This is a genomic window from Streptomyces agglomeratus (assembly GCF_001746415.1).
Lineage (GTDB): Bacteria > Actinomycetota > Actinomycetes > Streptomycetales > Streptomycetaceae > Streptomyces > Streptomyces agglomeratus.
Genome location: NZ_MEHJ01000001.1, coordinates 3,979,257 through 3,990,458, shown reverse-complemented (window position 1 = coordinate 3,990,458; position 11,202 = coordinate 3,979,257). Strand labels below are relative to the sequence as shown.

The following is an 11,202-nucleotide window of genomic DNA, read 5'->3' as shown; positions in this document are numbered from 1 at the left end:
GGCGGCCCGTAGGGTGTCAACCCTGTGGATAACTGTGGGGGCCTACGGTGATCGGGGCGGGATGGATTCGTACGACGACAGGGGTGTGACCGCCGGGCGGGACGCGGGCTCCGTCCCGGGCGCCACAGACGCCCCGGAAGCCTCCCGCGCCCCCGGCATACCGGGCGGCGGCATCGCCGCCCTGTCCCTCCCGTACCAGGCAGTGGCAGCCCTCGCGCTCGCCGTCGTCGGCGTGGTGGCCTGCGTGCATCTCGGGATGGTGTTTCTGCACGTCGCACCGTCCAACACCGTCAGCAAGCAGCACGGTGAGGCCGTCGACGACTGGATCTACCCCGAGTTCGAGCAGAACTGGAAGCTCTTCGCTCCCAATCCGCTCCAGCAGAACATCGCCGTACAGGTGCGGGCGCAGGTCCGTACGGCCGACGGGCAGTGGAAGACCACCGACTGGATCGACCTCTCCGATCAGGACGGCGAAGCGATCCGCGGCAATCTGCTGCCGAGTCACACCGTCCAGAACGCGCTGCGGCGCGCGTGGGACTTCTACACCGCCTCGCACGACAACGCGAACAAGCCGAACGGCATGCGCGGCGCCCTGTCCGAGCGGTACGTACGCCGCACCGTCATGCTGCGTCTTTCCCAGCAGGACCTGGGCGGTGAGGTGGAGCGGATACAGGTGAGGTCGGAGACCAAGTGGGTGAAGGCGCCGCCGTGGAGCGACGAGAAGACCAACACCCGGCCGGCCCACCGGGTGCTTCCCTGGTGGCCGGTGACCGGGGCGGATCTGCCGCAGGGCGCGCGGCGCGCATCGGAGGAGGCCCGGTGAGCTCGTCCGTCCGTACTCCTGCCGCGACCCGGGCCGCTCCCGTCCGCAAGCTCGCGCGCGCCGTCCAGCGCGTCACCTCCACCGCCCTCGGGCCGTACCAGAGCGCCGTCGTCCGGATCGGGTTCTCGCTGACCTGGCTGCTCTTCCTGCTCTGCGAATATCCGCACCGCCATGAGCTGTACGGACCGGGCGGGCCGTGGAACTGGGACATGGCCCAGCGGCTGATAGCCAACAATCACGCCTTCACGGCGCTGATGTGGTCGCCGAGCGAGGTCTGGTTCGAAATCGTCTACGGGCTCGCGGTCGTGTCCGCGGCGCTGCTCATGCTGGGCTGGCGGACCCGCACGATGTCCGTCCTGTTCATGATCGGCGTGCTGTCGCTCCAGAACCGCAGCATCTTCATGGGCGACGGCGGGGACAACGTCATCCACCTGATGGCGATCTACCTGGTGCTGACGCGGTGCGGACAGGTGTGGTCGCTGGACGCGCGGCGCGAGCCCGGGCGCGACGACCGGGTGGGGGCCGTCCTGTGGGGCGCGCTCGGTGCCTGCCTGACCGCCCTGACGTTCACCGGTGAGCTCGGCGGCGGCTGGTTGCTGATCTTCTGGGGCCTGTGGGCCGTGCACGCGCTGTGGTGGGCGGCCGGCCGTTACGCGCCCGGGCATCCGCGCGTCCTGCTGGACGTCATCGCCAACCTCGTCCACAACGCCGGCCTCTTCGTGATCATGGCGGAGGTCTGTCTCGTCTACGCCACCGCCGGCTGGTACAAGATCCAGGGCTCGCGCTGGCAGGACGGCACCGCGCTGTACTACCCGCTGCACCTGGACTACTTCTCGCCCTGGCCCGGTCTTTCCGGACTGCTGGCTTCCAGCGGCGTGATCGTGATGGTGCTGACCTACGGGACGGTGGCCGTGCAGGTCGCCTTCCCCTTCACGCTCTTCAACCGGCGGGTCAAGAACATCCTGCTCGCGGTGATGATCGCCGAGCACGCGGCGATCGCCGTACTGCTCGGCCTGCCCTTCTTCTCGCTCGCGATGATCGCCGCCGACGCGGTGTTCCTGCCGACCGGCTTCCTGCGCCGCGTCGGCCGGTGGGCGGCGCGGGGGCGGGCAAGGGTGCTTCGCCGCCCGGACGAGGACGTCGCGGCGCCTCAGGAGCAGGGACCACGGCCGCAGGAGCAGATCCGTACGCTCGTCGAGTGGGGCCCGGCCGCTCGCCGCCGTAGGCTGAGGCCATGACTGAGGACGTGGCCGGGGCCGGGGCCGGGACCGAGGACGTTGACGAGGCCGTCATGCGGCAGTGGCGCGAGGCTGCCCCCGACGCCGTACTGCTCGACGGCTTCCACGCCCTGAAGCACGCGCTGCGCTTCGGCGCGGAGGTGGTGCTGACGGTGGCGAGCGACCGGCAGGCCGTACTGGCGCTCGCGCGGGACCTCGCCGACGACCTGTCGGACGTGCTCGCCCGATCCGTCACCGAGATCCCGGCGGCCGCCCTGCGCGAGCTGGTTCCCCGGGTGCACACGACGGCGGTGGCCGCTCTGGCGGTCCGGCGCGACCCGGGAGCCAACGCGCGAACGCTGTCCCGGCTGCCCCGGCTGTCCCCGATCGTCGTGCTGGACAACCCCCGCAACCTCGGCAATGTGGGAGCGGTGGTCCGGCTGGCCGCCGGTTTCGGCGCGACGGGCGTCGTCACGACCGGCGACATGGACCCATGGCACCCCAACGTCGTGCGGGCCGGCGCCGGACTCCACTACGCCACCGCCGTCGAGCGCAGGAGCCTCGACGAGCTGCCTCCGGGCCCGCTGTACGTACTGGACCCGGAGGGCGAGGACATCAGGTCGGTCAAGATCCCCGACGACGCCCTCGTCGCGTTCGGCTCGGAGCGCCACGGGATCTCGCCGGAACTGCGCGGCCGGGCGACCGAGCTGGTGTCGCTTCCCATGAGGCCGCAGGTGTCCAGCTACAACCTGGCGACCAGTGTGGCCATGGCGCTGTTCCACTGGGGCGGACCGCCCGCCGCCGGCCCCGCGTAGGCGGGGCACGACGACGGGCCCGTGGCCGGCGGCAGGGGGCTACGCCTGGCGGCGCACCTCGACCACCCGGAAGCGGTTGGCGACGAAGGCCGCGTCGCACAGGGCGGCGTTAGCCGCCGGGTTGCCGCCCGAGCCGTGGAAGTCGGAGAACGCCGCCGTCTGGTTGACGTACACCCCGCCCGTCAGGTTCAGCGAGAGCTGCGCCGACTCCTCCAGGCAGACCTCCTCGATCGCGGCTTCCGTGACCTGCGAGGTCGTGTACGCGCCCACCGTCATCGCGCCCTTCTCCCGCACCGTGCGGCGCAGCAGCTCCAGGCCGTCCGCGGTGGAGTCGACGGCGACGGCGAAGGAGACCGGTCCGAAGCACTCGGACATGTAGGCCGCTTCCGCGTCCGGCTTGGCGCCGTCGAGCTTGACCACGACCGGCGTACGGACCACCGCGTCCGGGAAGTCCGGGTTGGCGATCTCCCGCGAGGCGAGTGCCACTTCGCCGAGCCCGGCGGCCGCTTCGAGGCGCGCCTTCACGTCGGGGTTGACCAGGGCGCCCAGCAGTGCGTTCGCCCGGGCGTCGTCGCCCAGCAGGCCGCCGACGGCGCCGGCGAGGTCGGCGACGACCTCGTCGTACGACTTCGCACCCGCGTCCGTCATGATCCCGTCGCGCGGGATCAGCAGGTTCTGCGGAGTGGTGCACATCTGGCCGCTGTAGAGGGACAGCGAGAACGCCAGGTTGGACAGCATGCCCTTGTAGTCGTCGGTGGAGTCGATGACGACCGTGTTCACGCCGGCCTTCTCGGTGTAGACCTGCGCCTGGCGGGCGTTGGCCTCCAGCCACTCACCGAACGAGGTGGACCCCGTGTAGTCGATGATCCGGATCTCCGGGCGGGTCGCGAGGGTCTTGGCGATGCCCTCGCCGGGAGCCTCGGCCGCCAGCGCCACCAGGTTCGGGTCGAAGCCCGCCTCGCCGAGCACCTCGCGGGCGACCCGGACCGTCAGGGCCAGGGGGAGCACCGCGCGGGGGTGCGGCTTGACCAGGACCGGGTTGCCGGTGGCCAGGGAGGCGAAGAGGCCGGGGTAGCCGTTCCAGGTGGGGAAGGTGTTGCAGCCGATCACCAGCGCGATGCCGCGCGGGACGGCCGTGAAGGTCTTGCCGAGGTTGAGCGGGTCGCGCTTGCCCTGCGGCTTGGACCAGTCGGCGGCGCCGGGGGTGCGCGTCTGCTCGGCGTACGCGTAGGCCACGGCCTCCAGGCCGCGGTCCTGCGCGTGCGGGCCGCCCGCCTGGAACGCCATCATGAACGCCTGGCCGCTGGTGTGCATGACCGCGTGCGCGAATTCGTGCGTACGGGCGCTGATGCGCGACAGGATCTCCAGGCAGACCAGGGCGCGGTTCTCGGGCCCCGCCTCCCGCCAGGCGCCCATGCCCGCCCGCATCGCCGGCAGCAGCACGTCGAGGTCGGCGTGCGGGTACTCGATGCCGAGCCGGGGGCCGTACGGCGACACCTCGGCGCCCGTCCAGCCGTCGGTGCCCGGCTGGTCGAGCTCGAAGCGGCCGCCTTGCAGGGCCTGGAAAGCGGCGAGCCCCTCGGCGGCGCTCAGGCTGCCGTTCTCGCCGTACGCCTTGGGGTGCTCGGGGTGCGGGGACCAGTACGCCCGCGTGCGGATCACGTCGAGCGCCTGGTCGAGCGTGGTCCGGTGCTTCTCGGACAGCTGGGAAGTGGTGAGTTCGGCGGCCACGGCGGACCAACTCCTCGTCGAGCTGGGCAGGGACAGGCGGACACGAGATACAGTAACCGAACGATCGGTCGGGACAAGAGGGCCCGGTAAAACCTGTGGACAACTCGTGCGGGAGGATCGGGGTCATGACAGCTATCGATCGAGCCCGCACCGTCGCCGTCGTCGGCACCGGCACCATGGGCCAGGGCATCGCCCAGGTCGCCCTCCTGGCCGGTCACCCCGTGCGGCTCTACGACGCGGGCCCCGGGCGCGCCCGGGAGGCCGCCGCGGCTGTCGGCGCCCGCCTCGACCGGCTCGTCGAGAAGGGCAGGCTCGGCCGGGAGGACGCGGCCGGCGCCCGCGCCCGGCTGCACACCGCCGACGACCTGGCCGAGCTGGCGGACGCCGCGATCGTCGTCGAGGCGATCGTCGAGCACCTGCCGGTCAAGCAGCAGCTCTTCACGGCGCTCGAAGAGGTCGTCGCCGAGGACTGCCTCCTCGCCACCAACACCTCCTCCCTCTCCGTGACGGCCGTCGCGGGCCCCCTGAAGAACCCCGGCCGCTTCGTGGGGATGCACTTCTTCAACCCCGCGCCGCTGCTGCCCCTCGTCGAGGTCGTCAGCGGATTCGCGACCGACGAGACGAGCGCCACGCGCGCGTGGGAGACCGCGGCGGCCTGGGGCAAGACCCCGGTGCGCTGCGCGGACACCCCCGGCTTCATCGTCAACCGCATCGCCCGCCCCTTCTACGCCGAGGCGTTCGCGGTGTACGAGGAGCAGGGCGCGGACCCGGCCACCATCGACGCCGTACTGCGCGAGTCCGGCGGCTTCAAAATGGGTCCCTTCGAGCTGACCGACCTAATCGGACAGGACGTCAACGAGGCCGTGAGCAGGTCCGTCTGGGAGTCGTTCTTCCAGAGCCCGAAATTCGTTCCCTCCCTCGCGCAGCGCCGCCTCGTGGAGTCGGGCCGGCTCGGCCGGAAGTCCGGCCACGGCTGGTTCCCGTACGCGGACGCAGGGGCGTCGAAGCCCGCTCCCCGGACCGCCGGTCCCCAGGACGCCCCCGAGGCCGTCACCGTCGTCGGGGACCTCGGCCACGCCGCCGCCCTCGTCGCGATGATGGAGGAGGCGGGCATCGCCGTGGAGCGGGTGGAAGCGGGCGGCCCGTACATCGAGCTGCCCGGGGAAGGGCAGCTCGTACCGGCCGACGGACGGACCTCCGTCGAGTACGCGGACGTCGTGTACTTCGACCTGGCGCTCGACTACCGCGGCGCCACCCGTATCGCCCTGTCCGCCTCCGAGGACACGTCCGCGCGGGCGGTGGAAGAGGCCACCGGGCTCTTCCAGAAGCTGGGCAAGGACGTCAGCGTCATCGGCGACGTGCCCGGCATGATCGTCGCCCGTACGGTCGCGATGCTGATCGACCTGGCGGCGGACGCCGTCGCCCGCGGGGTCGCCTCGCCCGGGGACATCGACACGGCGATGCGTCTTGGGGTCAACTACCCCCTGGGGCCGGTCGAATGGAGTGCCGCGCTCGGCCAGGACTGGGCGTACGACCTGTTGAAGAACCTGCACGAGTGCTGTCCGACCGGGCGTTACGCCCCGTCTCTGGCGCTCCACCGGCAGGCGTTCGCCGCCAAGGAGGAGGGCGCCTGATGACCACCGCGAAGCGTGACACGTACACCCCTGAGACGCTCCTGACGGTGGCCGTCCGGGTCTTCAACGAGCGTGGTTACGACGGCACGTCCATGGAGCACCTGTCCAGGGCCGCCGGCATCTCGAAGTCCTCGATCTACCACCACGTGACGGGCAAGGAGGAGCTGCTGCGGCGCGCGGTCAGCCGCGCCCTGGACGGGCTGTTCGGCATCCTCGACGAGCCGGGCGCCGGGCGCGGCCGGGCGATCGAGCGGGTCGAGTACGTCACCCGGCGCACCGTGGAGGTACTCCTGGCGGAGCTGCCGTACGTCACGCTGCTCCTGCGCGTACGGGGCAACACGAAGGCCGAGCGCTGGGCCCTGGAGCGGCGCCGCGAGTTCGACCAGCGGGTGGCCGATCTGATGAAGGCGGCGGCGGCCGACGGGGACCTGCGCGCCGATGTGGACATACGCATGGCGACGCGGCTGCTGTTCGGAATGATCAATTCGCTGGTGGAGTGGTACCGGCCGCAGGCGGCCGAAAGCGGTGCGGGCGTGGACGGGGAGCAGCTCGCCGAGACCGTGGTGCGGCTGGCCTTCGACGGGCTGCGGACCAGCCACTGAGGGGCGGCCGGTCGCGTCTCCTGGGGGCGGTTTCAAGGCTCCTGAGGCTGCTCGTCACAGCTCCTGGGGTGGCAGTGGTCCCTGAGGCGCTTGTGGGGGCTGGTGGGCCTGTGGGGCCTGTGGGGAGCCGCCCGAGTCGAGGTCTGTCTCCTCGAAGACCAGCAGGGTGCGTGTGCTGAGCACCTCCGGTATCGACTGGATCCTCGTCAGTACCAGCTCGCGCAGTGCCCTGTTGTCCGCCGTATGGACCAGCAGCAGTACGTCGAAGTCCCCGCTGACCAGCGCGATGTGCGCTGCGCCGGGCAGCGCCTGAAGCCGCTCGCGGACCGTGCGCCAGGAGTTCTGCACGATCTTGAGCGTGATGTACGCCGATGCCCCCTGCCCCGCGCGTTCGTGGTCCACGCGCGCGCTGAAGCCGCGGATCACTCCGTCGTCGATGAGGCGGTTGATGCGCGCGTAGGCGTTGGCGCGCGAGACATGGACGCGCTCGGCGACCGACCGTATCGACGCGCGCCCGTCCGTTTGGAGCATCCGCAGGATGTCCCGGTCGATGGCGTCGAGCGGGCGCACCGGCGGCCCCGCTCCCGCGTCGGCCATTTGTTCAGCCGGCATGTCCCCCCGCCTTTCTCCGATGGACGACCTGCCCCTATCCCAGGCTGTGGAGAACCGTTTGTCCACAGGCTGGAGGCGCCTGTAGCCAAATTGCGTCCACGACCGAACAATCGGTAGGTGAGGCACACCACATTCGCTGTGCCCTCTCACCGCTCCCACGAGGAGGTGCACGCGATGAAGAAAAGCACGATGACGGTCCGGCCGGTCCAGGATCTGTCCGGCGCCGCCGCCTACCGGCCGACGCCTCCCCCGGCCTGGAAGCCCCGCACCGACCCCGCACCGCTGCTCCCGGACAGCGAGCCGCACCGCGTGCTCGGCACCGACGCGGCCGCCCGGCTGGACGCCGGCCTGATGCGGCGGCTGTACGCGGAGCTCGTGCGAGGCCGCAGGTACAACGCGCAGGCGACCGCCCTCACCAAGCAGGGCCGCCTCGCCGTCTACCCCTCCAGCACCGGTCAGGAAGCCTGCGAGGTCGCGGCCGCGCTCGTCCTGGAGGAGCGCGACTGGCTCTTCCCGAGCTACCGGGACACGCTGGCCGCCGTGGTGCGCGGGCTCGACCCCGTGCAGGCGCTGACGCTGCTGCGGGGCGACTGGCACACCGGGTACGACCCGCGTGAGCACCGCATCGCGCCGCTGTGCACCCCCCTCGCGACCCAGTTGCCGCACGCGGTGGGCCTGGCGCACGCCGCCCGCCTCAAGGGCGACGACGTGGTCGCGCTCGCCATGGTCGGCGACGGCGGCACGAGCGAGGGCGACTTCCACGAGGCGCTGAACTTCGCCGCCGTCTGGAAGGCGCCGGTCGTCTTCCTCGTGCAGAACAACGGCTTCGCGATCTCCGTGCCGCTCGCCAAGCAGACCGCCGCCCCTTCGCTGGCCCACAAGGCCGTGGGGTACGGGATGCCGGGCCGGCTCGTCGACGGCAACGACGCCGCCGCCGTGCACGAGGTGCTGGCCGAGGCCGTGGAGCGCGCCCGCCGGGGTGGCGGGCCGACGCTGGTGGAGGCGGTCACGTACCGCATCGAGGCCCACACGAACGCCGATGACGCGACCCGCTACCGGGGCGACGCCGAGGTCGAGGCGTGGCGCGCCCACGACCCGGTCCAGCTGCTGGAGCGGGAACTGCTGGAGCGCGGAATGCTGGACGAGGACGGCGTACGGGAGGCACGCGAGGCCGCCGAGACGATGGCCGCGCGACTGCGCGACCGGATGAACGCGGACCCGGTGCTCGACCCGATGGACCTCTTCGCGCACGTCTACGCGGAGAAGACGGCGCAACTGCGGGAGCAGGAGGCCCTGCTGCGGGCCGAGCTCGATGCGGAGGACGAACGATGACGACGGCAGCGACGACCGTGGTCGACGCGAAGCCCGCCAAGCCCGCGACCATGGCGCAGGCCCTCGGCCGGGCGCTGCGCGACGCGATGGCCGAGGACCCGACGGTCCATGTGATGGGCGAGGACGTCGGCGCGCTCGGCGGGGTCTTCCGGGTCACCGACGGGCTCGTGAAGGAGTTCGGCGAGGACCGGGTCACGGACACGCCGCTCGCCGAGGCGGGGATCCTGGGAACGGCCGTCGGCATGGCGATGTACGGGCTGCGGCCGGTCGTCGAGATGCAGTTCGACGCGTTCGCCTACCCGGCGTTCGAGCAGCTCATCAGCCACGTCGCACGCATGCGCAACCGCACGCGCGGCGCGATGCCGATGCCGATGGTGATCCGCGTGCCGTACGGCGGCGGGATCGGCGGGGTCGAGCACCACAGCGACTCGTCCGAGGCGTACTACATGGCGACCCCTGGGCTCCATGTCGTGACGCCGGCGACGGTCGAGGACGCGTACGGCCTGATGCGGGCGGCGATCGCGTCGGACGACCCCGTGGTCTTCCTGGAGCCCAAGCGGCTGTACTGGTCGAAGGCGGCCTGGTCGCCGGAGGCACCCACCGCCGTCGAGCCGATCGGGCGCGCGGTCGTGCGGCGCTCCGGGCGCAGCGCGACGCTGATCACGTACGGGCCTTCCCTGCCGGTGTGCATGGAGGCGGCGGAAGCCGCCGAGGCGGAGGGCTGGGACCTCGAAGTCGTCGACCTGCGCTCGCTCGTGCCGTTCGACGACGAGACGGTGGCGGCTTCGGTACGGCGTACCGGGCGCGCGGTCGTCGTCCACGAGTCCACCGGCTTCGGCGGTCCCGGCGGGGAGATCGCCGCGCGGGTCACGGAGCGGTGCTTCCACCACCTGGAGGCGCCGGTGCTGCGGGTCGCCGGGTTCGACATCCCGTATCCGCCGCCGATGCTGGAGCGGCACCATCTGCCGGGAGTGGACCGGGTCCTCGACGCGGTCGCGCGGCTCCAGTGGGAGGCGGGCAGCTGATGCCGAAGGTCCTGGAGTTCAAACTGCCCGACCTCGGTGAGGGGCTCACCGAGGCGGAGATCGTGCGCTGGCTGGTGGAGGTGGGCGACGTGGTCGCCGTCGACCAGCCGGTGGTCGAGGTCGAGACGGCCAAGGCGATGGTCGAGGTGCCGTGCCCGTACGGAGGCGTGGTGACCGCCCGCTTCGGCGAGGAGGGCACGGAGCTGCCGGTCGGCTCGCCGCTGCTGACCGTGGCGGTGGGGGCGGCGGCGTCCGCTCGGACCGAGGCCGCACCGGACCCGTCCCCGGTTCCGTCTGCCGCTCCGGTCTCCGGCGAGGCGGAGTCGTCGGGCAACGTGCTGGTGGGATACGGCACGGCCGCTGCGGTGGCACGGCGGCGGCGTATCCGGCCGGAGGCGGCCCGTGGTCCCGTGGCCACTGCCGTGGCCGAGGTGACCCCCGCCGTGGTGGAGGTGACCCCCGCCGTGGTGGAGCACGACGGCCCCGTGCCGGTCATTTCGCCGCTGGTGCGGCGGCTGGCGCGGGAGAACGGGCTCGATCTGCGGGCGCTGAAGGGCTCCGGTCCCGACGGCCTGATCCTGCGGTCCGACGTGGAGGGCGTGATCCGCGAGGCGGAGCAGGCGCCCGCGCCCGCGCCGACGCCCGCAGTGGCGGCGTCCACGGCCGTCGGTGAACGCGTTCCGCTGCGCGGTATGCGCGGTGCGGTCGCCGACAAGCTGTCGCGCAGCCGGACGGAGATCCCGGACGCCACCTGCTGGGTGGACGCGGACGCGACCGAGCTCATGGCGGCCCGTACGGCGATGAACCAGGCGGGCGGGCCACCGGTGTCGGTCATCGCGCTCCTCGCCCGGATCTGCACCGCGGCCCTGGCCCGCTTCCCCGAGCTCAACTCCACGGTCGACATGGCCTCCCGCGAGATCGTGCGGCTTCCCGGAGTGCACCTCGGGTTCGCCGCGCAGACGGAGCGCGGCCTGGTCGTTCCCGTCGTACGGGACGCCCATGCGCGCAACGTGGACGAACTGAGCGCGGAGTTCGCGCGGTTGACGGAGTCGGCCCGGAAGGGGTCGCTGACGCCGGCCGAGCTGACCGGCGGCACGTTCACGCTGAACAACTACGGGGTGTTCGGGGTGGACGGGTCCACGCCGATCATCAATCACCCGGAGGCGGCGATGCTTGGGGTCGGCCGGATCGTCCCCAAGCCGTGGGTCCACGAAGGGGAGTTGGCGGTACGCAAGGTGGTGCAGCTGTCCCTGACGTTCGACCACCGGGTCTGTGACGGGGGGACGGCGGGCGGGTTCCTGCGGTACGTGGCGGACTGCGTGGAGCGGCCGACGCTGCTGCTGCGCACGCTCTAGCGGTGGTTTGTTGACGGCGGGTCAGTGTTGGGGTAGGCCGGTAGAGAGGAAAGTCG

Annotated in this window: 10 protein-coding genes; 8 read left to right on the top strand and 2 right to left on the bottom strand. The window is 71.9% G+C overall.

What is annotated here, in order from left to right; all coding sequences use genetic code 11:
- The first annotated feature begins 61 nt into the window (after nucleotides 1-61).
- From AS594_RS17265 to AS594_RS17255, 3 genes are read left to right on the top strand one after another with little or no spacing between them, the layout of a single operon-like run.
- A complete protein-coding gene (locus AS594_RS17265) occupies nucleotides 62-823 on the top strand; it encodes a DUF5819 family protein (protein ID WP_069932668.1) in 762 nt (253 codons plus the stop codon).
- Complete coding sequence (locus tag AS594_RS17260) at nucleotides 820-2,061, top strand: HTTM domain-containing protein (RefSeq protein WP_069932669.1); 1,242 nt, start codon at nucleotides 820-822, stop codon at nucleotides 2,059-2,061. The genes AS594_RS17265 and AS594_RS17260 overlap by 4 nt, the downstream gene beginning before the upstream one ends.
- The gene (locus AS594_RS17255) at nucleotides 2,058-2,855 is read left to right on the top strand and encodes a TrmH family RNA methyltransferase (protein ID WP_069927896.1); all 798 of its coding nucleotides are present in this window, start codon (nucleotides 2,058-2,060) and stop codon (nucleotides 2,853-2,855) included. Before AS594_RS17260 ends, AS594_RS17255 begins: the two co-directional genes overlap by 4 nt.
- A gap of 39 nt (nucleotides 2,856-2,894) precedes the next feature.
- Here AS594_RS17255 and paaN read toward each other — a convergent pair whose 3' ends face one another.
- Nucleotides 2,895-4,586, bottom strand: coding sequence for a phenylacetic acid degradation protein PaaN (paaN, locus tag AS594_RS17250; RefSeq protein ID WP_069927895.1), 1,692 nt, complete (start codon nucleotides 4,584-4,586; stop codon nucleotides 2,895-2,897).
- 125 nt (nucleotides 4,587-4,711) lie between these two features.
- Between paaN and AS594_RS17245 the strand changes: the two genes are divergently transcribed.
- Entirely contained in the window at nucleotides 4,712-6,220 is a 1,509-nt protein-coding gene (locus AS594_RS17245; protein ID WP_069927894.1) for a 3-hydroxyacyl-CoA dehydrogenase, read from the top strand.
- Nucleotides 6,220-6,822: a TetR/AcrR family transcriptional regulator gene (locus AS594_RS17240; protein ID WP_069927893.1), complete on the top strand. Its 603-nt coding sequence runs from the start codon at nucleotides 6,220-6,222 to the stop codon at nucleotides 6,820-6,822. The genes AS594_RS17245 and AS594_RS17240 overlap by 1 nt, the downstream gene beginning before the upstream one ends.
- Before the next feature lie 54 nt (nucleotides 6,823-6,876).
- Here the strand turns inward: AS594_RS17240 and AS594_RS17235 are convergent, their stop codons facing one another.
- The gene (locus AS594_RS17235) at nucleotides 6,877-7,434 is read right to left on the bottom strand and encodes an Lrp/AsnC family transcriptional regulator (protein ID WP_240509036.1); all 558 of its coding nucleotides are present in this window, start codon (nucleotides 7,432-7,434) and stop codon (nucleotides 6,877-6,879) included.
- Nucleotides 7,435-7,608: 174 nt separating this feature from the next.
- Between AS594_RS17235 and pdhA the strand changes: the two genes are divergently transcribed.
- From pdhA to AS594_RS17220, 3 genes are read left to right on the top strand one after another with little or no spacing between them, the layout of a single operon-like run.
- Nucleotides 7,609-8,766 (top strand): pyruvate dehydrogenase (acetyl-transferring) E1 component subunit alpha, encoded by a 1,158-nt coding sequence (gene pdhA / locus AS594_RS17230; protein WP_069927892.1) that lies wholly within the window; start codon nucleotides 7,609-7,611, stop codon nucleotides 8,764-8,766.
- Nucleotides 8,763-9,791 carry an alpha-ketoacid dehydrogenase subunit beta gene (locus tag AS594_RS17225; RefSeq protein ID WP_069927891.1) on the top strand — a complete coding sequence of 343 codons (1,029 nt, stop codon included), beginning with the start codon at nucleotides 8,763-8,765 and terminating at the stop codon, nucleotides 9,789-9,791. The genes pdhA and AS594_RS17225 overlap by 4 nt, the downstream gene beginning before the upstream one ends.
- Nucleotides 9,791-11,146, top strand: a complete 1,356-nt coding sequence (locus tag AS594_RS17220) for a dihydrolipoamide acetyltransferase family protein (protein ID WP_069930572.1) — start codon at nucleotides 9,791-9,793, stop codon at nucleotides 11,144-11,146. Before AS594_RS17225 ends, AS594_RS17220 begins: the two co-directional genes overlap by 1 nt.
- The last annotated feature ends 56 nt before the right edge of the window (nucleotides 11,147-11,202 follow it).